This window comes from Caulobacter sp. GW821-FHT10A10 (assembly GCF_059415745.1).
The window spans coordinates 184911-209202 of record NZ_JBWKNV010000008.1; the positions used below are offsets into that span (position 1 = coordinate 184911).

Consider the following 24292-nt stretch of genomic DNA (forward strand, 5'->3'; position numbering starts at 1 on the left):
CTCAGGCCGAACGCGACAGCAGAACCGTTCCGTCGCCGCGACGACCGGCCTTGATCGGGAAGGTGCGGGTCACGGCGGTGACGAAGCCCTCGATGTCCGAGGCGTCGAAATAGCCGCCGACGCGCAGCGCGCCGGTCGGGCGGTCGGTCACCACGATCTTGCGCACGTTGTAGCGGTTGAACTCCTGCACGGCCTCGGACAGGGTCTCGCCGTCCAGGATGATCGCGCCGTGACGCCAGGCCAGGGCGCGCTCCAGATCCTCGGGCGACAGCAGCTTCACCGCCGACACCTTGGCGTCGATCAGCACTTCCGAGCCGGCGCCCAGGGTCGCCTGCGCGTTCGGCGCCTCGTCAGTCTCGGCCACGACGACACCCTCCTTGACTGTAACCTGAGTGGCGTGCTCGCGCAGGCGAACGACGACGTCGCCGCTCTGGGCGCGCAGGTGCGCGGTCCGCGCCCGTATGTCGACGGGCTTGCCGTTCTTGGCCACGTGCAGCATCGCTTCGCCACGGACCAGTTCGACCACGCGGCCGGCGCGCGCGCGGCGCAGCACGACCTTGGAGTCGGTGTTGAGCTCGACGGTCGAACCGTCAGGCAGGCGCACCAGGCGCCGCTCGCCGACGCCGGTCGCATAGGCCGGAGACGCTGAAACCGAGATGACGACGGCCGAGCCGCCGGCCACGGCCAGCACGAGACTGGCGGCCAGGGCCGCCCAACCGGATGTCCGCAGGCGACGACGACCGGCCGGCCGCAAGGTCGCGGTCGGCGCGTCGGTCAGCAGTTCGGGATCGGGAATGATGCGGGGCGCGCGAAGAGCCTTCAGGCGGTCGAGTTCTTCCCAGGCGGCGGCTTCGCGCTCGAAGGCGATCTCGTGGTCTAGGCTTTGCGCGCGCCAAGCTTCGAATTCCGCGCGCTCGCGGTCGCTGGGACCGTCGGCGAGACGCAGGACCCATCGCGCGGCTTCGTGGCGTGTCTGCTCTCGTCGCATTCGAACGTCTTGATCATCCCTGGCGCGGCGGCCGTCGCCCCGCGTCCCGATAGCCTTGCCAAACCCTCCGAGCAAATGCGCAGGGCCTTGATCGAGTGCTTCTCGACAGTAGAGATGCTCAGGCCTAGACGATCCGCTATCTCGATGTTCGACATTCCGTAGATTTTTCGCAGGGTGAAGACCCGCCGGCACTGCGGCGGCAGATCCTTCACGAGACCCATCAGGGCCCGCAGTTGGTCGCGCGCCTCCACGGTACGCTCGGCGTCGGCGCCCTCGTCGGCGATGTTCATGGCTTCCAAGTCGGCGATTTCCTGGAACGGCACGATCTTGGCGCGGCGCGCGGCCTGCAGGACCTGGTTGCGCATGACGCGCATGGCGAAGGCGCCGACGTGCTCGACGTCTCGCCAGTCCAGATAGGTGATCAGCTTGGCGAAGGTCTCGTGGACGAGGTCCTCGGCGTCCAGCCCGCCGGGGTGGCGGTAGCGCTGGGCATGGAGGCGCAACTGCGGCTCCAGGGGCAGCACCTCGCGCCGAAACCACAGGCGTCGCTGTTCGTCTTCCGAGGACATGTTCCTCCCCCAGGGAGCCCGACTCGCCTCGGGCTTTTCCCAGTCTTCAGGCTTCGCTTCGGGCGGCGCGGGCGCAAGAAAGAAAATGCGCGCGAGTGATAAGCTTGCGGTTTGCCGCCTGATGCGAATGTTTTTCCAGCCGCCATGAAGTCCGCGCGCGCGAGGTGGCGGACTTGCGAAGATTTTTCGCGGGCCGAGTAGAGGACCCTTCGCGCTCAGGGATCTAACCAAGCAGAAGGGCTCCGACGACGAGGGTCCTCGACACAAACAAGGGGAGGGGCGCTGCTTGCCTCGGTTCTGCGTCATGTACGCGGCGCGTATTTCGGCGATGCTGCTCGCGGGCGTCAGCCCGCTGGCGCTGGCCGGGAAGGCGGAAGCGCAAGGACGCCATCGGTTCGACATTCCGTCGCAGCCGGTCGGCGCGAGCTTGCGCGCCTTCGCCCGCCAGAGCGGACGGCAGGTCCTGTTCCCCTATGACGCTGTGGTTGGCAAGCAGGCGCCCCGCATCAACGGCGTTTTCGAGGACGAAGAGGTGATCCAGCGTCTGGCGCGCGCGGCCGGGCTGGTCATCAGTTCCAGCGACGGCCGCACCATCACTCTGGCCCTGCGCCCTCGGTCCGAGGCCGCTCCGCTGTTCCATGGGCTGGAGCCGGCTGCACCACCGGAACCGGCGCTCGTCGCCGAGGTGCTGGTCACCGCGCTGAAGCGCACCGAGCCGCTCTCCAGGGCGCCGGCCTCGATCAGTGTCCTGGACGGCGAGACGATGGCTGAACGGGGCGTGGTCAATCTCGCGGGCCTCGAGAACGTCGCGCCCGGCGTCAGCGTCAACCGCGTGGCCCACGGCCTCAGCCTCAGTATCCGCGGCGTGTCGACCACCGACAACACCAGCAAGGGCGAGCAGGGCGTCGCGCTGAATATCGACGGCGTCTTCATCGGTCGACCGATCGAGCAGGGCCTGTCTCTGTTCGACATCGAGCGCGTCGAGGTCGTCCGGGGGCCGCAGGGCACGCTGTACGGCAAGAGCAGCACCGGCGGAGCCATCAACGTCATCACCCGTAAGCCGGTCGACTGGTTCGAGGCCTACGCCCGGCTTGAGGCCGGCGACTTCAACGCTCGACGGGCGGAGGGGGCGATCAATGTCCCGCTGTCCGATCGGCTGGCGATCCGCCTGGCCGGCGACGTCAATCGCCGTGAAGGCGTCTACTGGCCGGACGACGGCGGCCAGCGCAAGGGCGACCAGAGCGACGAGGCCCTGCGGTTGACGGCGCTGGGACGGCCCGCGCCCGACGTCACCGTGCGCGCGACCCTGACGGCCGCGCATGTCGGCGGCGCGGGACCGGGCTACGCCAATCTCGACACCTTCATCGCGGCGGACGGCGCGGCGCGGCGTCGCGTGCTGGGCACGCCCTTCACGGCCGGCCTGGATCACCGGGTGTTCAATCTGGACGGCGAGATCGAGGCGCGGGCGGGCGATGTCCTGATGACCTATGTCGGCGCCCGCCATCGGTTCGACGCCGATGAGGCCACCGCGTCAAACAATGACCCCGTCGGCAACCATCACGGGCCGCCGCCGGTCGTGCCTGTCTACGACCATGCCCGCTACCGGGCCCATATCGGCGCCGAGCTGCATGAGCTGCGGATCGCCAACGCCTTTCCGGGCGCGATCGACTATGTCGCCGGGCTCAACGTCTACCGCGAGCGGGTGCGTGAGCGCGATCACGAGTGGGGCGCGCCGGTCGACGATCCGGTCCTGGCGGCCAGCCTCAACCAGCTCGACATCATCGGCGTCACTCGCCACGCTTCGTACGGCGCCTTCGGCCAGGCCACGGCCCACCTGAGCGACCGGTGGGGCGTCGTGGCGGGCCTGCGATACTCCAACGACCGGGTCGAGCGGCGAGGCACGATCGCCATCGGCCCCGCCGCGCCGGACGGAACGCCGTGGCGCGACGCCAACGGCGCGCCGTGCGTCGCCCCCGCCGACTGCATCGGCGTTCCCAACAACGGCCGGCAGAGCGCCGGCAAGCTGACCTACCGCCTGGGCCTCAACTATCAGGCCGGCGACACCGGATTCTTCTATGGTTCGGTGGCGACGGGCTACAAGGCGGGTGGGTTCAACGACGTCGATCTGGCCACCCGCGCCCCCGCGCCCTATGCACCCGAGGAGCTGACGGCCTACGAGTTGGGCTACAAGGGCCAGCCGCTGGCGGATCTGCGGCTGCAGGCTTCGCTGTTCTACTACGACTACGCCGGCGCCCAGATCTCCAGCGCCGTCCAGGTGCCCAACGCCAATCCCGTCATCTACACCCGCCTGGAGCCGGCCCGGATCGTCGGCTTCGAGGGCGAGGCGAACTGGCGCGTCTCGCCGGATCTGTCGCTGGAGCTGACCCTGGCGCTGGAGCGGTCGCGCTACGACAGGCTGCGAGCGGGCTTCCTTCAGGACGTCGATTGGTCTGGCCAGCCCATGGATCGCACCCCGCGCGCCGTGGCGACCACCGCGATCAACCGGCGCTGGGCGCTGGGCCAGGGCTGGACCGCCAAGCTGCGCGCCTCCAGCAAGTTCAGCGCCGCCTACTATGTCAGCGACTTTATCGGCCCATATCGCTTCCGCCAGAAGGCCTTCACGCGCAGCGACCTGACGCTGACGCTGCTGGCGCCGGAAAGCCGCTGGTACGCCCAAGTCTTCGCCCAGAACCTGGAGAACGATCTTCAGGCCGTCGGGGCCCCAGGAACCTACAACGCCGCCGTTCCGGCTGGCGTGACCATGAGTACCTCCGATCCAAGATTTGTAGGGATGAGGATCGGCATGAGTTTGAACTGACAAAAACCCAAACACCGTCGACCTGAACCAAAGGTGGTTCAGAGATCGGCCTGATAATCCTTGGGGAGGATATCTTGAAAACTCCAGTTCATTGGCTGGCAAGCGCCAGCGTGATGGCGCTCGCCTGTATGTCAGCTGGCGTGACCTCGGCGGCCGCTCAGGACAACGCTTCCGGCACGCAGTTGGAAGAGGTGGTCGTGACCGCCCAGAAGACCTCGGAAATAGCCAGCAAGGCGCCGATCGCGCTCAGCGTCTTCTCGGGCGAGACCCTGCAGAAGCAGGGCGTGGTCGATGTCACCGGCCTGCAGAACGCCGCGCCGTCGCTGAACGTCGGTAGCGCCTCGCACGGGGTCAACATCTCGATCCGCGGCGTGGCCTCGACCGACGTGACCAGCAAGGGCGAGCAGGGCGTCGTCTTCAACATCGACAACATTCCGATCGGCCGTCCGCAAATGATGGGCCTGGCCTTCTTCGACCTCGAGCGCGTGGAAGTGCTGCGCGGTCCGCAGGGCACCCTCTACGGCAAAAGCAGCACCGGCGGCGCGATCAACGTCATCACCGCCAAGCCGAAGAACGAGTTCGGCGCCTCGGCCGCCGTCGAGTTCGGCAACTTCAACACCCGCCGCGGCGAGGTGATGGTCAACATCCCGCTCACGGACAATTTCGCCATCCGCGCGGCCGGGACCTTCAACAAGCGCGACGGCTATCTCAATCCCGTCCTCGGCAACCCGCCGCCCAGCGGCGCCAAGCGCCCGGGCGACGAGGACAACATGACCGGCCGCCTCACCGCGCGCTGGGCCTATAGCGACGACGGCAGCCTGATCTTCACCGGCACGTTCGGCCACGTCGGCGGCGTCACCGGCACGACCAACGCGCTCTATTATCGTGTGTTGAACAAGGACGGCTCGGCCGCGCGCGACGTCTACTACAACCCGATGGCGGGCGAGGTGGACGACAACTTCAGCAACTTCAACGCCGAGCTGAACCAGACCTTCGGCGGCGTGCACCTCACCTACGACGGCGCGCGCGTGTCGTTCAAGGGACACGACAACTTCGATCCCTCGACCGGCGATCCGGCCGGCGCGCCGGGCGACGCCAACTACACCTGGCAGGACTATCGCGGGGACATCAAGACGACCTCGCACGAAGTGCGCCTGTCGAACGCCGAGCCCCAGCGCCTGGAGTGGGTGATCGGCGCCAACTACTGGAAGGAAACCATCGACGAAAAGGACATGAACTGGCTGACGCTGGCCTCGTGCGCCCCGTCGCTGGCCGCGTCCTGCAACAGCCCCAACCCGCACATCGTCGGCAAGACCCAGCACAAGAGCAAGGGCGCGTTCGGCCAGGCCAACTTCCATGTCAACGACGCCCTGAAGTTGACGGCCGGTCTGCGCTATTCCGACGACGCGATGTTCCGCAAGGGCTACATCGCCGGCGGCCCGGCCCCGGCGGGCGGCTGGCTGGACGCCTCGGGCAGGCCCTGCGCGCCCGGCGCGGCCTGCGTCGGCTTCCAGGACGACACCGGGACCCAGGCGGCCAGCAAGGTCACCTGGCGCCTGGGCGCGGACTATCAGATCAACGACGATCAGATGGTCTATGGCTCGGTGGCCACCGGCTACAAGGCCGGCAGCTTCAACGACGTGGATCCGACCAGCACCACGCACGGCGCCGGCTCCTACGGTCCCGAAAGCCTGACCGCCTACGAGGTGGGCTACAAGGGCCGCCTGCTGCCGAACCTGCAGTTCAACGCCGCCGCCTATTATTACGACTACGCCAAGTACCAGCTGACCGGGGCCACCTTCATGACGCCCAGCGTCACGGGCGGCTCGCCGGGTGTCGTCATCTACACGACCCTGGCGCCGGCCAAGCTGTACGGCCTGGAAAGCGACCTCGACTGGAAGATCACGCCGGACGACCGCCTGAACCTGGGCCTGACCCTGTCGGAAGGCAGCTTCAAGGGCGGCGCCGACCACGCCAGGGTGGGCTTCCTGTTCGTCAACCAGATCGACTGGTCGGGCAAGCGCCTGGACAACCTGCCCAAGGTCACGCTCAACGGCGCCTACGAGCACCGCTGGACGCTGGCGAACGGCGGGACCATCACCGGCCGCGTCTCCAGCAAGTACAACAGCGGCTACTTCGTCAGCGACCTGGCCGGCGACGGCAACCCGTTCTCGGGCGTCTATACGGTGATGCCGCAGCAGTACAAGCAGAAGGCCTTCACCAAGACCGACCTGAACCTGACCTACGCGTCGGAGGACGGGAAGTTCTCGCTGGGCGGCTTCGTGCGCAATCTCGAGGACGACCTGCAGCTGCGCGGCCCGCCGCAAGGGATCAACCCGGCCGGTGTCGGCACGCTGGACCGGACCGTGGTCCGTGTCTCCGAGCCCCGGACCTTCGGCGTCCGCCTGGGGGTCAAGTACTGACCGGATAAGCTGAAAAGCCTCGATCCAGGGCCGCTCCCGAGGGAGCGGCCCATCCTTCCCAAGATTTCGGGCGACCACGCCCAAGCACAGCGAACCCACATGTCTTCCAAGTCCCCGTTCCAGATGAAGACCGTCCACCGTGTCCTCGCGGTGCTTGCCGCGCTGCTCATGCTCTATCTCGGCGTCACCGGGACGGTGATGCAGTTGCTGGACCTGCGCGCGATCCTGAGCCACGCGCCGGAGACCGACGCGACGGTCATCTCGATCCACGAGGGCGAGAACGGCAATCCCGGCTTCGTGGTGCTGGGGCCGCACGACCTGTCGGCCGCGTCCCTGCCGGGTGACCTGGACTACGGACGGGCCGTGGCGACCGCCCTGGCCTCGACCCACCAGGCCGCGCCCGGCGTCGCGCCGCGCTTCGTCGAGCTGCGGATGATCGACGGCAAGCTGGTCGGCCAGGCGGATCTGGGGAACAAGCAGGCCAAGGCCTTCGACCTGGCCACCGGCGCCGCGATCACGCCGCTGGAATTCAAGTTCAACATGCCGCCGCCCTCCCTGCGCCAGACCTTGAAGGAGTGGCACCGGTTCTGGACGCGCAAGGACGTGCCAGGCGTCTGGTTCGAGCTGCTCAGCGGCATCGTGCTGTGGGTGCTGATCATCACCGGCCTGACCCTCTATTTCCGCATGCTGATCGCGCGGGCCAAGCTGGGGCGGACCAACCCGTTCTGGATGGCCGGCGACACATGGCGCAGCCTGCATCGGATCGTCTCCGTGGCCGCCGCCATCTTCCTGATCGCCATCGCCGGCAGCGGCACCTGGCTGGGCTTCGAGAGCGTCTGGCACACCTTTCAGCCGCGCATCCAACGCGACCTGTCCGCGCCGGTCAGCGACGCAGAGGCGGCGAAGATCGCGACCGCGACCCTGGCGGCTTTCCACGCCGTCGAACCGAACACCCCGATCAAGGTGCTGCGTGTGCGGAACTACGCCGCGATGAAGCAGGGCGTCGTGATCACCGGCGGCGCCCAGACCCGTCAGCTCGTCTTCAACACCGAGACCGGCAGGGAAATGTCCCTGACCGAGGCCGGCCATCCCGCCAGCGGCTTTCCGCTGGGCATCCAGGTGCACGAGGACGTCAAGCACTTCCACTCGGGCCACATGTTCGGCTTGCCGACCCGCGTGATGAACCTGCTGGCGGGTCTGTCGTTGGTCTTCCTGTCGATCTCGGGCCTGTGGATGTACGTCGACCTCTGGCGCAAGCGCGCCAAGCTGGGTCGCAAGGCCCTGTTCTGGGTCTAGGCCGATGCTGGGACCCGTCTTCGCCATGGCGCTTCAGGCCGCCGCCGATCCGACGCGGCTGCCGGGCGACGCGCCGCCGCCGTCGCTGGAGGTGATGTTGCGCCCGCCCAGCGGCCGCCCGCCGCCGCCAGCCGACGCCACGCCCGCGCCGCCGATGGCCCTGGCGCTGGAAGCGGCCCAGGCCGCGCTCGACGCCTGCAAGGCTCAGGACCTGCGGGTCGGGGTCGCCGTGACCGACGCGGCCGGCCAGCTGCGCGTGGCCCTGACGACCGACGGCGCCGGGCAGGGCGCCGTCTACGCGGCGGTTCGCAAGGATCTCGCGGCGATCGCCTTTCGCGCGCCGACCTCGGCGGTCCAGGCCCAGCTGCGGGTAGACCCGACGGACGCCCGGTTTCAGCCGGGCATGGCCGTCCGTCCCGGCGCCGCGCCGCTGACGGCCGGCGACCGCGTGATCGGCGCCATCGGCGTCAGCGGCGGGACCGCCCAGCAAGACGAGGCCTGCGCCGCCGCCGGCGCGGCGCGCATCAAGGACAGGTTGAACTGACGTGCCCAAGACCTTCATCCGCTTGGCCCTGGCGGGCTTCAGCCTGGCGGCCTTGGCCGTCGGCGCGGCCGCCGAGCCGCTTCCCCAGGGCCGCCTTGCCAAGATCGACCTGCCGGCGGCCGTCGCCTACCCCGAAGGCGTCGCCTATGACCGCGCTTCCGGAGCGCTCTATGCCGGCAGCGCCGTCGATGGCGCGCTCTACCGCATCGATGCGGCCTCGGGCGCGGAGCGCCTGGTCACGCCCGCTGGGCGGATCGCCCAGCCCGGCGCGCGCTTTCCGGCGATGTTGGGCATGAAGCTGGATCCGTCCGGCTACCTCTGGATCGCCGGCGGCTTCACCGGCCAGGTCACGGTGATCGACCCCAGCGACGGCCATCTCGTCCGGCAGCTCAAGGTTCCGACCACGCCCGTCAGCCTGCTCAACGACCTCGTGATCGTCGATGGCGCGGCCTATGTCACCGACACCTTCACGCCGATGCTGTGGCGCGTGACTGGCCAGGGCGATCTGGAGCCGTGGCTGGACCTGAAGGGGTCGCCGATCGCCTTCGCCGACGGGCCGAACCTCAACGGCATCGCGGTCGACGCCGCCGGCCAGACGCTGATCGTCGTCCAGATGAACAAGGGCGCGCTGTTCCGCATCGACCTGAAGACCAAGGCGGTGACGCCGATCGAGGTGGGCGGCGCGGACCTGACGGGTTCGGACGGCCTGGTTCTGATCGGCCGCACTCTGCTGGTCGTGCGCCAGTGGGCCGGCGAGGTGGTCACCGTGGCCCTAGACGAGGGACTGGCGCGGGGATCCGTCGTCTCGCGCTTCTCCAGCCCGGACCTGGCCTATCCGGCGACCGCCACCGTGGTCGGCGACGATCTGGTCCTGGTCAACGCCCAGTTCGACAAGCACGACGCCGACAGCGCCGCGCGGCCCTTCAGCCTGGCGCGCATTCCGCTCGCCCTTCTGGCGGTCAAGCCGTGATCGCCGGTCTCGCACAAGCTCCCTCCTGGGATCGGCGCCGCGCTCCGGCGGCGCCGATCTCCTTTTTTCGGGGGCGCGCGGTTCGATGACCCATGTGCTGATCCTGGGCGCGGGACATGCCGGCGGCTCGGTCGCGGCGTTTCTGCGCCAGTACGGCCATCAGGGGCCGATCACCCTGGCCGGAGAAGAGCCGCTGGCGCCGTACCAGCGCCCGCCGCTGTCCAAGGCCTGGCTGAAGGGCGAGGTCGACGCCGACAGCTTGGCCCTCAAGCCTCTCGAATTCTATGCCGAGCACGGCGTCGATTTCAGGCCTGATCTCCGGGCGACCCGTATCGATCGCACGGCGCGCGTCGTGGGTTTCGACGACGGCTCGGTCCTGGCCTACGACATCCTGGTCATCGCCACCGGCGCGCGGGCCATTCCGCTGCCGGTTCCCAACGCCGATCTCGAAGGCGTCCTGGCGCTGCGGAACGCCGCCGACGCGGACCGGCTGAAGGCCGCGCTCCGACCCGGCCGCCGGCTGGCCGTGATCGGCGGCGGCTATATCGGCCTGGAGGTCGCCGCGTCGGCGCGGTCGCTGGGCGTCCACGTCATGGTGCTGGAGCGCGAGCCCCGGCTGCTGGCGCGGGTGGCGTGCCCGGCGCTGTCGGACTTCTTCCAGGCCTATCACGAGCGCCATGGCGTCCGGTTCGAGCTGGGATGCGGGGTGGTGGGGCTGCGTGCAACCTCCGACCGTCTCTCCGGACTTGTCCTGGCCGATGGCCGCCGGCTCGAATGCGACTTGGTGGTGGTCGGGATCGGCGCGCGCCCCAATGACGAACTGGCGGCCGAGGCGGGGCTGGCCTGCCGTCGCGGGATCGTCGTCGACCTCGACGCGCGGACCTCCGATCCCGCCATCTTCGCCATCGGCGACGTGACCGTCCGGCCCATGCCGATCTATGGCGTCGACTTCCGGATGGAGAGCGTGCCCAACGCGCTGGAGCAGGCCAAGCAGGCGGCCTGCGCCATCACCGGCCGGCCACGTCCGCCGGGCGAGACGCCCTGGCAGTGGTCGGACCAGTACGACCTGAAGCTCCAGATCGCCGGTTATCCGTTCGAGGCCGACCGGACGATCGTGCGCGGCGACCCGGCCAGCGGCCGCTTCGCCGTCTTCCATCTCAAGGGCGACCAGGTCCAGGCGGTGGAGGCGATCAACTCGCCGCCGGACTTCATGGTCGGTCGCCAGCTCATCGGAAATCGCAAGGCGGTGGATGGCGACAAGCTCGCCGATCCGGCCGTCTCCCTGAAGGAGGTCGCCGCCTAGCGGCGCGAGGAAAGCCAGTGCCCAGGATTACGTTTATCGCCGCCGACGGACGCGAACGCACGGTCGAGGCCAAGGCGGGAGCTTCGGTGATGGAGGCCGCCGTTCGCAATGGCGTGCCGGGGATCGAGGCCGAGTGCGGTGGCGGCGCTTCGTGCGGCACCTGCCACGTCCATGTCGACGAGGCCTGGCGCGCGGCGACGGGCCGTCCCGAGGCGATGGAGCAGGCCATGCTCGACTTCGCTTCCGAGCCTGGTCCGGGCAGCCGGCTGTCCTGCCAGATCAAGGTCACCGACGCGCTGGACGGCCTGGTCGTGCGTATCCCCGAAACCCAGCCCTGAGGAGAAGGCGATGCGCGCGAGACATCTTCTTACGCTGGCGGGAGCGCTGGCCGGGCTGGTCTTCGGGGCGTCATCCGCTCGCGCGGCCACGCCCTGCGAGCAACTGGCCAAGCTTGTCCTGCCCAAGGCGACCATCACGCTGGCCCAGTCCGTCGGGGCCGAGCAGTACCAGCCGCCGATGAACCCGCATGCGCCCAACGGCCGCGACATCACCGGCCGCACCCAGCACAAGGCCAAGCCTGCCTTCTGCCGGATCGCCGCGACCCTGAAGCCGGCGGCGGGTTCGTCGACCCGGATGGAGGTCTGGATGCCGGTCGACTGGAACGGAAAGTTCCTGGGTATCGGCAACTTCGGCTGGGGCGGCGACCTGATGGAGTCGGCCATGATGGCCGGCGTGCAGGACGGCTACGCGACCGCCAGCAACGACACCGGCCACGACAGCAAGGTCGACGGAGAGGGCGGCCGTTTCAGCCTGGGTGCGCCCGACAAGCTGGTCGACTACGCCTATCGCGCCAATCACGAGATGACGGTCAAGGCCAAGGCGATTGTCGAGGCCTTCTATGGCGCAAAGGCCAAGCATTCCTACTGGATCGGCTGCTCGCTGGGCGGCCTGCAGGGGCTGATCGAGGTCAAGCGCTACCCGGCCGACTACGACGGCGTCGTGGTCGGGGCGCCGCCCAATCCGCTGGTGCGCTTCAACGCCGCGCAACTCTATCCTGGCTGGTTGGTCGCCCAGAACCCGGCGCGGCTGATCCCGCAGGACAAGTATCCGATGATCCACGCGGCGGTGCTCAAGGCTTGCGCCTCGCCGCTTGGCCAGCAGGACGGCGTGGTCGACGAGCCCGATCGATGCGGCTTCCAGCCCAGCCAACTGCTGTGCGCCGGCGCCGACGCTCCCGACTGCCTCACCGCGCCGCAGGTCGAGCTGCTTGAACTGATGTACGCGGGCGTGAAGAACCCGCGCACGGGCCAGCTGATCTTCCCAGGTCCGGCAAAGGGTTCGGAGCTGGAGATGTTCACCTTCGCCAGCGGCAAGCCGTTCGTGAACGCGCTGGACCTCTATCGCTACACGGCCTTCCAGGACCCGGACTTCGACCCGAAGGCGATGGACTGGGACAAGGACGTGGCGAAGGCGGAAGCGCGCCTGGGTCCGCTGCTGCATGTCGACAGCAAGCTGAAGCCCTTCTTCGATCGGGGCGGCCGGCTGCTGCTCTATGTCGGCTGGAACGACTACCACAATCCCGAGGAGCTGATCGGTTACTACAAGGCCGTGCTCCGGGACTCGACGACGGCCAAGACCCGCGACGCCGTGCGCCTGTTCACGATCCCGGGCATGAACCACTGCCGGGGCGGCGAGGGTTGCGACACCTTCAACAAGCTGGGGACGATCGACGCCTGGGTCGACCAGGGCCTGGCGCCCGACCGGATCGAAGCCAAGAAGGTCGAGGGCTTCAAGGTCGTCCGATCCCGCCCGCTCTGCGCCTGGCCGCAAGTCGCTCGATACAGCGGCGCGGGCGACACCAACGACGCGGCGAACTTCACCTGCGCGGCCCCAGAGGCCGCCCGATGAGCCGCCTCCCACACTCCATGAAAAGGCAGGGCGCCATGCTGCGACGGCATTTCTTGTTCTCGATCGGGCTGGCCATGCTGTCCGGTCCGGTGTTGGCCGCGCCGAAGCCGGCGGGAGATCTCGTCTATATCGGCACGCACGGGGACGCCGGCGTCCATGCCGCGCGCTTCGATCCCAGGACGGGCAAGCTGACCGGCTTGGGCCAGATCGCCGTGATCGACCGGGCCACCTGGCTGGTCGCCGATCCCAGGCGTCCGATCCTCTATTCGGTCAGCGAGCTGGGCAATGACGGCGACCAGGACGGGAAGGTCGTCAGCCTGGCGATCGATCCGAAGTCCGGGCGTCTGACCCCGACCAGTACGGTCACCGCGGGCGGCGGCGGCACCACCCATCTGGCGCTGGACGCCAAGCTGGGGGCGGTGTTCGCCGCCAACTACGGCGGGGGCGGCGTGGCGGCGATCCCGCTGGCGCCCGACGGAACCCTGCTGCCGGTCAGCTCGGTCCAGACCCACAGCGGCAGCGGGCCCTCGCCACGCCAGAAGAAGCCGCACGCCCATGGCGTCACGGTGGATCCCGCCCGCCGGTTCGTGCTGGCGCCCGACCTCGGGGCGGACAAGGTCTATGTCTATCGCTACGACCCGGCGACCAAGGCTCTGACGCCGGCCGAGCGGCCGTTCGAGGCCACGCCGGCGGGCTCGGGGCCGCGCCATCTGGTGTTCCTGCCGAACGGGAGCATGGCGATCCTGGCCACCGAACTGACGGCCGAGATCCGCACCTTCGAATGGGACGCCAAGGCCGGACGGCTCAGCCCCCTGCAGGCTTTCTCGGCCGACATCCCGGGACGCACGGGTCCGCGCAGCGTCGCCGAACTCCAGCCCTCGGCCGACAGCCGCTTCGTCTATGTGTCCAACCGCGGCGACGACAGCCTGATCGTCTACAGGGTCGATGCCGCCGCCGGGGCCTTGGTCGAGATCCAGCGGATTTCCTGCGGCGGCAAGACGCCGTGGAGCTTCGGCATCCACCCCAGCGGACGCTGGATGATCGTGGCCAACGAGGCGTCCAGCGCGCTGGCGGTGTTCCGCATCGACCGGGCCAGCGGGAAGCTCACGCCGACCAGCCAGACGCTGACCGTGCCCAAGCCCGTCGCCATCGCTTTCCACGACGCGCGCTAGGAGTCCGACCATGAGCCCGATGGCTTCCTTCGCCCTGGCCGCCGTCCTGGGACAGGCGACGCCGCCGCCGGCGGCGCCGGTCCAGCTGGTTCCGTATGAGGCGGTGAACCCCGCCGAGCCCGGCGGCGATCGGCTGAGCTCGGCACGCCGCCTGGCCGCCGCCATCGTCGCCCAGGAACAGCCCGCACCGCGCAAGATCGTCGATGTCGGCTCGTTCACCGGTGAGTTCCTGGAAGCCTTCCTGGAGCAGTTCCCTGCCGCGCACGGCCAGTGGACCGAGCCGGTCGAGAACAACCACGCCAACGCCGCCCGCCGCTTCGCGCGTTTCGGCGACCGGGTCGACTACGTGATCGGCTGTCCGGGCCGCGACATCAGCCAGGGCTGCGTACCCAAGGATGTCGACGTGCTGATAACCTCGTGGATCTCGATCCACCAGGACCTGGCGGGGATCCGGACGTTCTACAGGCTGGCGGGCGAGAAGCTCCCGGTCGGCGGCTGGGTGGTCAATCTGGATCACGTGGCGTCCGGCGATCCGGCCTGGGATCGCCGGCTGAGGGGCGCGCGCGCGGTCGCGGTGGGCGAGGGGCTGGCCGCGACCACCGAGGGACCGCCGGTCCATCATCCCGACTTCAAGACCCCGACCCTGGACGACCAGTTGGCGGCCCTGCGCGCGGCGGGCTTCACCGACGTCGCCGTCGTCTGGCGTCGCCTCGACACCGTCCTGATCATCGGCCGCAAGTCCTAGGAACCGATCATGAAAGCTCTCCACGCGGCGGCGCTCGCCGCGCTGCTGACGTCCGCCGCCGGGACGGCGCTGGCGGCCGAGGCCCGCCAGGAAACCTTCGGCCAAATCAATGGCAAGCCCGTTCCGGCCGTCGTCCTGACCAATGCGGCGGGGATCAAGGCCCGGGTGATCGCCTGGGGCGCGACGCTGCAGGCGCTGGACGCGCCCGACCGGCAAGGACGGCTGGCCGACGTCGTTCTCGGCTTCGACGACATGGCCGGCTACGCCAACAACGGCCCTTACTTCGGCGCGACGGTCGGGCGCTACGCCAACCGGATCGCCAAGGGCGCCTTCACGCTGGACGGAAAGGCCTACCAGCTGGCGCTGAATGACGGCGGCAACACCCTGCACGGCGGCAAGCGCGGCTTCGACAAGGTGCTGTGGACCTTGGCCGAGGTTAAGAGCGGTCCCGAGGCCAGCGCCACCTTCACCTATGTCAGTCCCGACGGCGAGGAGGGTTATCCGGGAACGCTGACGGTTAGCGTCACCTATGCGCTGAACGAGAAGAACGAGCTGACGGTCCGGTTCGGGGCCACGACCGACAGGTCCACGATCGTCAATCTCAGCAACCATGCCTATTTCAACCTGGCGGGGGCCAGTTCCGGCCGCGACATCCTGGGTCATCGCCTGACCATCGCCGCCGCGCGCTACACGCCCGTCGACGCGGGCCTGATCCCGACGGGCGAGCTGCGATCGGTGGCGGGAAGCCCCTTCGACTTCCGGACGCCGCATGCGATCGGCGAGCGCCTTCACGACGGACGCGAGCCGCAGCTGATGCTGGGCAAGGGCTACGACCACAACTTCGTTCTGGACGGCGGCGCCACTGCCGAGCCGAAGCCGTCGATCCGCGTCGAGGATCCGGAGAGCGGCCGGGCGCTGGAAATCCTGACCACCGAGCCGGGCGTGCAGTTCTATTCGGGCAACTTCTTGGACGGAAAGGTCATCGGCAAGGGCGGCTACGTCTATCGCCAGTCCGCCGGCCTGGCGCTGGAGCCGCAGCACTATCCGGACACGCCCAACCAGCCGTCGTTCCCGAGCGTGCGGCTCGATCCCGGCCAGACCTACCGGCACGTGTCCGTCTACCGGTTCTCGGCCTTGGCCGCGCGCTGACGCTTTTTCGACCGGCGAATGGAGGGCCGCCTCCCGCCGAGCATCCTATCAGCCAAGGGCGCCGTGAGACGCCGTCGACAACAGGGGAGGGCGGGAGAGTTTCCCGCGACCAAGACCATGAAGCTCAAGCCCGCTCTCGTGACCATCGCGGCGATCCTGGCGACCAGCCTGACGCCGGCGGCGGCCCAGCAGATCAAGACCAGCTACATCAAGCTCGGCAACGGCGTGCCCGGCGTGCTGTACGAACCGGCCGCGCCCGGTCCGAAGAGCGCGATCGGCGTGTTCGTCATGCATGCCAGCGGGGACTACACGACCTTCTCGGCCTGCACGGAGCTGTCCAAGCGCGGCTATCGCGTGCTGTGCGCGAACAACAGCACCGACAAGTCCGAGACCTTCGACGACGGCATCATCGACAAGGTGCTGCTGGAGGCCAAGCTGGGCGTCTCGTACCTGAAGGCCTATCCGGGCGTGAAGAAGGTTGTGCTGTTCGGCCACAGCGGCGGCGCGACGATCATGACCGCCTACCAGGCCATCGCCGAGGGCGGGGTGAAGGTCTGCCAGGGCCCCGAGAAGATCCACAAGTGTCCGGACAACCTGGCGGGGCTGCCGGCCGCTGACGGCGTGGTCATGGCCGACGCCAACTGGGGTCAGGCCGAGATGACCCTGTTCAGCATGGACCCGGCGGTCATCGAGCAGGACAACGGCATGAAGCTGGATCCGGCGCTCGACATGTTCAACCCGGCCAACGGCTTCAAGCCCGAAGGCTCGACCTACGACCAGGCCTTCATCGCCAAGTTCCAGAAGGCCGAGGGCGCGCGCGGCAACGCGCTGATCAAGCTGGCCCAGGATCGCCTGGCGGCGATCGAGGCGGGCAAGGGCCGCTTCAGCGACGACGAGCCCTTCTACGTGGCCGGCGCCAGCTTCATGGGCGGCAACAACAAGCTCTATTCGCAGGACATCCGGTTGCTGTCGCACTCGCGCAAGCCCTGGACCCTGGTCCATCCGGACGGCTCGACGACCACCGAGATCATCCGCTCGGTGCGCGTGCCGCAGAACACCCGGAACCTGTCGCCGTCGATGATGGCCGGGGCGCTGAAGACGACGGTGCGCAATTTCCTGGGCAGCTACGCGATCCGAACGACCGAGGACTTCGGCTACGACGAAAGCACCATCCGGGGCGTGGAGTGGACCTCGACCTACGCCAGCCCGCCCGGGAACGTCGAGAGCGTCAGCGTCCCGCTGTTGGCCCTGGGCATGACCGGCAACTGGGAAGGCCTGGCCGCCGAGACGATCTACGACCACGCCAAGAGCGCCGACAAGTCGATCGCCTTCATCGAAGGCGCCAACCACATCTACCTGCCCTGCAAGAAATGCGAGAAGACCCCCGGTCAGTTCGGCGACACGCTGAAGACGACCTATGACTACATCGACGGCTGGCTCGGCAAGCCGGGGCGTTTCCAATGAAGGCCAAGGTCCTTCTGACCAGCGCCGTTTTGGCCTGCGCCGCCCTGACCTGCGCCGACGGCGCCCTGGCCGGCGAGCTGCGGGCCGGGGCCGGCAAGGTCTCGATCACTCCGACGCCCGACGTCTTTCCCTACCAGGCGCCGCGCGAGAAGCCGATCGTCGGCGTGCACGACGAGGTCTTCGCCCGCGCCCTGGCGCTGGACGACGGCGGCCAGCGGGTGGTGATCGTCAGCGTCGAGGCCACGGTCGTGCCCACGCCCGAGGCCCTGACCAAGGCGGTGGCCCAGGCGGCCGGCGTGGCCCCTGACCACGTGCTGCTGACGGCGACCCATACCCACTCGGTGCCGCTGACCTTCTTCCACAGCCCCCAGGCCTCGCCGGCCGAACAGCGCGAGTTGGACCGGGTCCGCGACGGCGCGATCCAGGCGACGAAGGACGCCGTCTCGCGTCTGGCGCCGGCCAGGATCGCGTTCGGGCGCGGCGAGGCCTTCGTCAATACCAACAACGGCGAAGAGGTCGAGGCCAAGGGCTGGTACGATCCCAAGGGATCGTCGGACAAGGCGCTGGACCTGCTGCGGGTCACCGACGCCTCCGGCGCGCCGCTGGCCCTGATGGTCAACTATGCCAACCACGCCGAGGTGATGTTCCGCAGCGTGACCAGGGACGGCGGCTACGAGGTGACCGGCGACCTGCCGGGCGCGGTGTCTCGTATCTTGGAGAACCAGGCCAAGGCCGCGCCGGTGGTGCTGTTCACCGCCGCCGCCGAGGGCGACCAGCTGCCGCTGTTCAAGTCGCTGCAACCCGACGCCGAACTGCCCGGAACCGACATCGGCGCGGCGGGCTGGGGGCTTCTGGACCTGCAGGCGCGCCGGCTTTCGGTCGCGGCGCTGGCGACGATCGAGGCCATGGGGCCGGGCGTCGCTCAGGCGCGGATCGGCGTGGCCAGCGGCGCGATCAGCTGTCCGGGCCAGCGGTATCAGCGCGATCCGCAGGGCGGGACCCCGACCAGGGCCGACACCGGACCGGTGGCAATCCCGCTGACGGTGGTGCGGATCAACGACCTGGCCTTGGCCGGGGTCGGGGCCGACATCGCCAGCGATATCGGCAAGACGATCAAGGCCGCCGCGCCGACACCGCGCACCACGGTGGTGACCATGACGGCCGGCTCGGTCGGCTACGTCCTCAACGATGCGGCCTACGCCAAGGCCAGCCACGGCGTCATGGGCTCGCCGGTCAAGCCGGGCTGCGCGGCCCCCGCCCTGGCCGAAGGCGTCGCCAGACTGTCGGCTGCCGCGTCGCGCTAGCCGACGTTGACGAGGTTCGAACACGAAATGGCGCGCCTCCTGGAGAGGCGCGAGGAGGGGCCATGCGCAAGCTCATCGCCGTCGGGGCGATCGTCATCTTCATCTACGGCATGCTGGCCTCGATGCTCGGGACCGTCGTGGCGGGTCTCGCCGCGACGCTGAGCCTCGACAGCCTGCAGCAGTCGTATCTCGCCTTGGCCCAAGGCGTGGGCCTGGCCGCGACCTCGGTCTGGGCCGGGGCCTTCATGGATCGCCGTGGCGCCAAGCCCGGTATCCTGGTGGGGCTTCTAGTCAGCGTCGTCGGCCTGGCGCTGCTGTCGCATCCAGTGAACCTGCCCCTGGCCATCGCCGCCATGGCGCTGCTCGGCGTGGGCGGCAGCCTGGTCATCGTCGGGGCCAATGCGCTGGTCAACGCGGTCGCCGGCGAGAACAAGGCGCCGGCGCTGAACATCCTGAACCTGTTCGTGGGGTTGGGCGGCATGGCCACCCCGCTGGTGGCTGGCAACCTGCTTTCGTCGAACGCCAGCCTGGTGGCCTATGCCGGCATGGGCATCGCCCTGGTCGCCCTGGCGGTGACCACGCTGGCGCCGATCCCGAAACCCTCGGTGTCCGAGATCGCCGCAGGCGACGGCGGCCGCGTGTTCGGCGAGCCTCTGCTCTACGCGCTGTCGGCGATCACCTTCCTGTACACCGCCTGCGAGTTCTCGATGTGGAACTGGCTGCCCAAGTTCCTGGTCGCCTCGGGCATGGACCAGGTGAAGGCGCTCAACATCCTGTCGCTGGGCTTCGCGCTCGGCATGCTGCTGGGCCGCCTGGGCGCGGCGACGGTGCTGGCGCGGCTTTCGCCGCTCACGGTCACGGCGGCCTGCGCGGTGGCGATGGCCCTGACCACCTACGCCACGCTGCGGACCGCCGGCGGTCCGCTCGCAGGCGGGCTGGTCTTCCTGGCGGGCCTGGCCATGGCCCCGGTGTTTCCCAACACGGTCGCGATCATCGGCCAGCTTTTCCCGCAGCGGGCCGGCGCGGCGATCGGCTTCGCCATCACCTGCGGCTTCACCGGCCTGGTCGCCAGCTCGCCCCTGATCGGTCTCTTGACCGGCGACCGCGCCGACGGCGTCGGCCGCGCCCTGCTGATCATGCCCGTCTTCTCGGCGGCGATCGCCGTGATCCTCGTCGCCCTGCGGCGGCGCCTCGAACCCGCGAAAGGTTGAACCATGGACATGCTGATCGGCGGCCAATGGGTCGCGGCCGCCGGCGGGGATCGCATCGAGATCCGCGATCCGGCCAGCGGCGACCTGATCGACACGGTTCCGCGCGCGGGCGCGGCCGATGTCGCGCGCGCGCTCGAGAGCGCCGTTCGGGGACGGGCGGTCATGCGCGCCCTGCCGGCCCATCAGCGCAGCGCCATCCTGGGCCGGGCCTCGGCGGCGATCGAGGCCCGGCATGAAGAGCTGAGCCGGCTGCTGGCGCGCGAGAACGGCAAGACGATCCGCCAGTGCCGGGGCGAGATGACCGCCACGGCCCGCCTGTTCCTCGGCTTCTCCGAGGAGGCCAAGCGCCAGGGCGGGCGGCAGATCCCGATGGACGCCGTCGCCGGGCTCGAACACATGATCGCCTATACCATCCGCCAGCCGCTGGGCGTGGTGACGGGCATCGTGCCGTTCAACTATCCGGCCGAACTCTTCGCCCACAAGATCCCCGGCGCCTTGGCCGCGGGCAATGCGTTGGTGGTCAAGCTGCCCGAGCAATGTCCCCTGACCGTGTTCACCCTGGGTGAGATTCTGCTGGAGGCGGGGTTGCCGGGCGAGGCCATGCAAATGCTGACCGGCTATCCCGGCGAGCTGGGCGACGCCCTGATCACCCATCCCGAGGTGGCCATGGTCAGCTTCACCGGCGGCCTGACCGCGGCGCGGACCATCGCGCAACAGGCGGCCGCGTCGCTGAAGCGGACCGCCTTCGAGCTGGGCGGCGTCGACGCGATGATCGTGCTGGAAAGCGCCGATCTGGACGCGGCCGCCCAGGCCGTCGTCGCCGGACGGCTGACCAACGGGGCGGGGCAGATCTGCTGCGCCGTCAAGCAAGTGCTGGTCGCGCGTTCCGTCCACGACGCCTTCCTCGAACGCCTGCTGGCAAGGACCGCCGAGATCCGGATCGGCGCGGACCTCGCCCAGGCTCAATTGGCGGAGGACTGCGACCTTGGCCCGCTGATCACCGAGGCGGCGGCCGAGCGCGTCCACTGGGAAGTCCAGCAATGCGTCGAGATGGGCGCGCGGGTCCTGGCCGGTGGCCGCCGCATCGGCGCGCGCTACTATGCGCCGACCGTCCTGGTCGATGTGAAGGCGGGCATGCCCTGCCTGACGGGCGAGATCTTCGGCCCGGTCGCGCCGGTCATGCCGTTCGACGACCTCGGCGAGGCGATCCAGGCCGTCAACGGCTCGCCTTTCGGCCTGCAGGCCAGCGTCTTCGCCGACGACATTCACCAGGCGCTGGGCGTGGCCCATCGGCTGGAAGTCGGCGGCGTGGTCGTCAACGGCGCCGGCGCCTTCCGTCCTGGCAACGTCCCGTTCGGCGGGGTCAAGCAAAGCGGCATCGGCTGCGAGAGCATCGTCGACACCGTGCGGGAGATGTCCCACGAGACGGCCATCGTTCTCAATCAGCGCACAATGTGATGGACGTCGTCGCCGTCCAAGATCCCATGCTCCGGGACGACACTGCGTCTCCACCCTGGCGAAATCCTAATACATTTCGATGATTGATTTCTGACTGCGAAATTGCGGCGAGATCTGAGGCGTTCGCCTTAATGCATTCTACATGACGCCTTTTCATTGCTACGGTCGAGCTATTGACGCCGAGCTGAACTAGGCGGATCGCTAGCCGCTGTTTCGCTTCGCGTAGGCGTCCCGCGTTTCGTGAATGTCTCAATCGGCGGCCAGGGAGGCGGAAGAGCGCGTCCCGGAAAGCCGTCGTGAACTTCAGGTATCCGCGCGAACGCTTCCTGCGCCGACCCTGGACCCGCAAGCCGTCTCCCCCGTCGACGTTGTGATCGAGGCCTTCCTTTGGATCGCGCGGACGAGCCTGTCCCGCCCCGCGCGAAGCGTTCGGGAGCCAGTCATGGCAGACATAGACATCACCACACCAGGCAGTACGACCACGGTCAACGGCGTGATCGTCAACTATGGGAGCCCGATCGGATCGGGCACCGGCCTCTACGCCCCGTTCCTCGCCATCGGCGACAACGACGGCAACGAGAACGGCTTCAACACCGACGCCAACGGCGTGCTGAACACCAACGCCGCCAAGACCAGCAGCCTGACCTTCAACCAGATCCCCATCCGGGTGATCGACGGCGTGCAGTACCTGGAATTCCGGCTCGACCTCAACGAGACCAACGCCAATCCGCTGACCGCGCTCAACGCGATGAAGATTTACTATTCGTCCGCCCCCGCAACGGGCGCGGACTATGTCGCCGGCACGCAGGAACTCGACGCCGACTTCACCAAGATCTTCGATCTCGACGCCGGCGGCGACAAGACGCTGCTGATGAACGCCCACTCCTCGGGCAGCGGCAACGACGACTACGTGTTCTACGTACCGGTCTCGTTGTTCGGCGGCGCTGACATGAGCGCGGCCTACATCACGGTCTATGCCGAGTTCGGCCGGCCAGGCACGGCCTACGGCGCCGACGACGGCTTCGAGGAGTTCAACACCGAGCAAGCCGCCATCATCAGCGGCGTCAAGTTCCTCGACGCCGATGGCGACGGGGTCAAGGACGCCGGCGAGGCCGGCCTGGCCGGCTGGACGATCTTCATCGACGACAACAAGAACGGCGTGCTCGACGCGGGCGAACGCTCGACGGTCACCGGCGCCGACGGCTCGTTCCAAATCGGCGGCCTGCCGATATCGCTGGGCACGGTCCAGGTCGACGAGGTGCTGAAGGAAGGCTGGACACAGACCACCGGCGCCTTCGAGACCGTCACCCTGAGCGCGGCCACCACCTACAATGTCGAGATCGGCAACCAGCCGATCCCGCCGCACGTCGATGTGGTCAAGACGGCCGGAACCCGCACCGACGGCGACGCCAACGGCGATGATGCCGGCGACACTCAGGTCTTCAATTTCACGGTCACAAACACCGGCACGATCAACCTGCTGAACGTCACCCTGACGGATGACAATGGCACGCCCGGAAACACGGCCGACGACATCCCCGTGACCCTCGCGGGCCTGACCGACCAGGACGGCGACGGCTTCCTCGACGACCTGGCGCCTGGAGCCTCGGCCACCGGCAGCCTGCTGCACGTGTTCAGCCAAGCCGAGATCGAGGCCGGCGGCTACACCAACACTGGCACGGCCACGGGCGTCTCGGCTAGCGGCCTGACGGCGTCGGACACCGATCCCGAGACCGTCACCCTGACCCGCAATCCCGCGCTCAACATCACCAAGGACGCCAGCGTTCCCGGCGGCACGGCCGACGCGGCCGGCGAGCAGATCAGCTACACGATCACGGTCGCCAACACCGGCAACGTGATGCTCGACGGCGTGACCGTCACCGACCCCTATGCCGACGCCGGTTCGATCGTGCGCGGCGCGGATATCGTGGGTGACAACGACGGCCTGCTGGAGGTCGGTGAAACCTGGGGCTACACGGCCAAGCACACCGTCACCCAGGCCGAGATCGACTCCAACGGCGGCGGCGACGGCGCTCTGGAGAACACGGCCACGGCCGACTCCAACCAGACGGGACCCGACACCGACGACGCCAGCGTGCCTGTCGATCGCCGTCCCAGCCTGAACATCACCAAGGACGCCAGCGTCCCCGGAGGCACGGCCGACGCGGCTGGCGAGCAGATCAGCTACGTCATCACCGTCGCCAACACCGGCAACACCACGCTGGACGGCGTGACGGTGACCGACCCCTATGCCGACGCCGGCTCGATCGTGCGCGGCGCCGACGTGGTGGGCGACAATGACGGCCTGCTGGAGGTGGGCGAAACCTGGGGCTACACGGCCAAGCACACCGTGATCCAGGCCGAGATTGACTCCAACGGCGGCGGCGACGGCGCCCTGGAGAACACGGCCACGGCCGACTCCAACCAGACCGGTCCCGACACCGATGACGCCAGCGTGCCCGTCGATCGCCGGCCCAGCCTGAACATTGCCAAGGATGCGACGGTGCCCGGAGGCACGGCCGATGCCGCCGGTGAGCAGATCAGCTACGTCATCACGGTGGCCAACACCGGCAACACGACGCTGGACGGCGTGACGGTCACCGACCCTTACGCCGACGCTGGATCCCTGGTTCGCGGCGCGGACGTGGTAGGCGACAATGACGGCCTGCTGGAGGTGGGCGAAACCTGGGGCTACACGGCCAAGCACACGGTCACCCAGGCCGAGATCGACTCCAACGGCGGCGGCGACGGCCAGCTGGAGAACACGGCCACGGCCGACTCCAACCAGACCGGTCCCGACACTGATGACGCCAGCGTGCCGGTCGATCGCCGGCCCAGTCTCAACATCGTCAAGGATGCGACTGTGCCTGGAGGCACGGCCGACGCGGCTGGCGAGCAGATCAGCTACGTCATCACGGTGGCCAACACCGGCAACACGACGCTGGACGGCGTGACGGTCACCGACCCTTA

Annotated in this window: 18 protein-coding genes; 16 read left to right on the top strand and 2 right to left on the bottom strand. The window is 68.7% G+C overall.

Translation table 11 applies throughout. The features are described 5' to 3' along the window. Position 1: 1 nt before the first annotated feature. A complete protein-coding gene (locus tag AC07NS_RS21625; protein WP_494606604.1) occupies positions 2-988 on the bottom strand; it encodes a FecR family protein in 987 nt (328 codons plus the stop codon). Beyond that, on the bottom strand, positions 877-1557 hold the full coding sequence (locus AC07NS_RS21630; protein WP_494606606.1) for an RNA polymerase sigma factor: 681 nt from the start codon (positions 1555-1557) through the stop codon (positions 877-879). The genes AC07NS_RS21625 and AC07NS_RS21630 overlap by 112 nt, the downstream gene beginning before the upstream one ends. Before the next feature lie 286 nt (positions 1558-1843). On the opposite strand from AC07NS_RS21630, the gene AC07NS_RS21635 reads away from it, so the two are divergent. The 16 genes from AC07NS_RS21635 to AC07NS_RS21710 form a co-directional block, all read left to right on the top strand. After that, positions 1844-4375 (top strand): TonB-dependent receptor, encoded by a 2532-nt coding sequence (locus AC07NS_RS21635; protein WP_494606608.1) that lies wholly within the window; start codon positions 1844-1846, stop codon positions 4373-4375. A 128-nt stretch (positions 4376-4503) separates the two neighbouring features. After that, positions 4504-6798: a TonB-dependent receptor gene (locus AC07NS_RS21640; protein WP_494606610.1), complete on the top strand. Its 2295-nt coding sequence runs from the start codon at positions 4504-4506 to the stop codon at positions 6796-6798. 99 nt (positions 6799-6897) lie between these two features. Beyond that, positions 6898-8094: a PepSY domain-containing protein gene (locus AC07NS_RS21645; protein WP_494606612.1), complete on the top strand. Its 1197-nt coding sequence runs from the start codon at positions 6898-6900 to the stop codon at positions 8092-8094. Positions 8095-8098: 4 nt separating this feature from the next. Beyond that, the gene (locus tag AC07NS_RS21650) at positions 8099-8638 is read left to right on the top strand and encodes a GlcG/HbpS family heme-binding protein (protein ID WP_494606614.1); all 540 of its coding nucleotides are present in this window, start codon (positions 8099-8101) and stop codon (positions 8636-8638) included. Between the two features lies 1 nt (position 8639). Next, positions 8640-9608: an SMP-30/gluconolactonase/LRE family protein gene (locus AC07NS_RS21655; RefSeq protein ID WP_494606616.1), complete on the top strand. Its 969-nt coding sequence runs from the start codon at positions 8640-8642 to the stop codon at positions 9606-9608. 85 nt (positions 9609-9693) lie between these two features. Then, the gene (locus tag AC07NS_RS21660) at positions 9694-10911 is read left to right on the top strand and encodes an NAD(P)/FAD-dependent oxidoreductase (RefSeq protein ID WP_494606618.1); all 1218 of its coding nucleotides are present in this window, start codon (positions 9694-9696) and stop codon (positions 10909-10911) included. A 17-nt stretch (positions 10912-10928) separates the two neighbouring features. After that, complete coding sequence (locus AC07NS_RS21665) at positions 10929-11249, top strand: 2Fe-2S iron-sulfur cluster-binding protein (RefSeq protein ID WP_494606620.1); 321 nt, start codon at positions 10929-10931, stop codon at positions 11247-11249. A 10-nt stretch (positions 11250-11259) separates the two neighbouring features. After that, a complete protein-coding gene (locus tag AC07NS_RS21670) occupies positions 11260-12819 on the top strand; it encodes a tannase/feruloyl esterase family alpha/beta hydrolase (RefSeq protein ID WP_494606622.1) in 1560 nt (519 codons plus the stop codon). Between the two features lie 35 nt (positions 12820-12854). Continuing rightward, positions 12855-13991: a lactonase family protein gene (locus AC07NS_RS21675; RefSeq protein ID WP_494606624.1), complete on the top strand. Its 1137-nt coding sequence runs from the start codon at positions 12855-12857 to the stop codon at positions 13989-13991. 10 nt (positions 13992-14001) lie between these two features. Continuing rightward, on the top strand, positions 14002-14736 hold the full coding sequence (locus AC07NS_RS21680) for a class I SAM-dependent methyltransferase (RefSeq protein ID WP_494606626.1): 735 nt from the start codon (positions 14002-14004) through the stop codon (positions 14734-14736). Positions 14737-14745: 9 nt separating this feature from the next. Further along, positions 14746-15885 carry an aldose epimerase family protein gene (locus AC07NS_RS21685; RefSeq protein WP_494606628.1) on the top strand — a complete coding sequence of 380 codons (1140 nt, stop codon included), beginning with the start codon at positions 14746-14748 and terminating at the stop codon, positions 15883-15885. A gap of 117 nt (positions 15886-16002) precedes the next feature. After that, positions 16003-17349, top strand: coding sequence for an alpha/beta hydrolase family protein (locus tag AC07NS_RS21690; protein WP_494606630.1), 1347 nt, complete (start codon positions 16003-16005; stop codon positions 17347-17349). Continuing rightward, positions 17346-18653, top strand: coding sequence for a neutral/alkaline non-lysosomal ceramidase N-terminal domain-containing protein (locus AC07NS_RS21695; RefSeq protein ID WP_494606632.1), 1308 nt, complete (start codon positions 17346-17348; stop codon positions 18651-18653). The genes AC07NS_RS21690 and AC07NS_RS21695 overlap by 4 nt, the downstream gene beginning before the upstream one ends. Before the next feature lie 62 nt (positions 18654-18715). Beyond that, positions 18716-19864 carry an MFS transporter gene (locus AC07NS_RS21700; RefSeq protein WP_494606634.1) on the top strand — a complete coding sequence of 383 codons (1149 nt, stop codon included), beginning with the start codon at positions 18716-18718 and terminating at the stop codon, positions 19862-19864. 3 nt (positions 19865-19867) lie between these two features. Continuing rightward, complete coding sequence (locus AC07NS_RS21705; RefSeq protein ID WP_494606636.1) at positions 19868-21322, top strand: aldehyde dehydrogenase family protein; 1455 nt, start codon at positions 19868-19870, stop codon at positions 21320-21322. Between the two features lie 442 nt (positions 21323-21764). After that, the coding region (locus AC07NS_RS21710) for a beta strand repeat-containing protein (protein ID WP_494606638.1) at positions 21765-24292 on the top strand (2528 nt) is incomplete at its 3' end.

What these genes read in the sequence shown, in the direction of transcription:
- AC07NS_RS21625 (WP_494606604.1), bottom strand. Translation starts at nt 988, where the DNA reads ATGCGACGAGAGCAGACACGCCACGAAGCCGCGCGATGGGTCCTGCGT.
- AC07NS_RS21630 (WP_494606606.1), bottom strand. Translation starts at nt 1,557, where the DNA reads ATGTCCTCGGAAGACGAACAGCGACGCCTGTGGTTTCGGCGCGAGGTG.
- AC07NS_RS21640 (WP_494606610.1), top strand. Translation starts at nt 4,504, where the DNA reads ATGTCAGCTGGCGTGACCTCGGCGGCCGCTCAGGACAACGCTTCCGGC.
- AC07NS_RS21645 (WP_494606612.1), top strand. Translation starts at nt 6,898, where the DNA reads ATGTCTTCCAAGTCCCCGTTCCAGATGAAGACCGTCCACCGTGTCCTC.
- AC07NS_RS21650 (WP_494606614.1), top strand. Translation starts at nt 8,099, where the DNA reads ATGCTGGGACCCGTCTTCGCCATGGCGCTTCAGGCCGCCGCCGATCCG.
- AC07NS_RS21660 (WP_494606618.1), top strand. Translation starts at nt 9,694, where the DNA reads ATGACCCATGTGCTGATCCTGGGCGCGGGACATGCCGGCGGCTCGGTC.
- AC07NS_RS21670 (WP_494606622.1), top strand. Translation starts at nt 11,260, where the DNA reads ATGCGCGCGAGACATCTTCTTACGCTGGCGGGAGCGCTGGCCGGGCTG.
- AC07NS_RS21675 (WP_494606624.1), top strand. Translation starts at nt 12,855, where the DNA reads ATGCTGCGACGGCATTTCTTGTTCTCGATCGGGCTGGCCATGCTGTCC.
- AC07NS_RS21680 (WP_494606626.1), top strand. Translation starts at nt 14,002, where the DNA reads ATGAGCCCGATGGCTTCCTTCGCCCTGGCCGCCGTCCTGGGACAGGCG.
- AC07NS_RS21685 (WP_494606628.1), top strand. Translation starts at nt 14,746, where the DNA reads ATGAAAGCTCTCCACGCGGCGGCGCTCGCCGCGCTGCTGACGTCCGCC.
- AC07NS_RS21690 (WP_494606630.1), top strand. Translation starts at nt 16,003, where the DNA reads ATGAAGCTCAAGCCCGCTCTCGTGACCATCGCGGCGATCCTGGCGACC.
- AC07NS_RS21695 (WP_494606632.1), top strand. Translation starts at nt 17,346, where the DNA reads ATGAAGGCCAAGGTCCTTCTGACCAGCGCCGTTTTGGCCTGCGCCGCC.
- AC07NS_RS21700 (WP_494606634.1), top strand. Translation starts at nt 18,716, where the DNA reads ATGCGCAAGCTCATCGCCGTCGGGGCGATCGTCATCTTCATCTACGGC.
- AC07NS_RS21705 (WP_494606636.1), top strand. Translation starts at nt 19,868, where the DNA reads ATGGACATGCTGATCGGCGGCCAATGGGTCGCGGCCGCCGGCGGGGAT.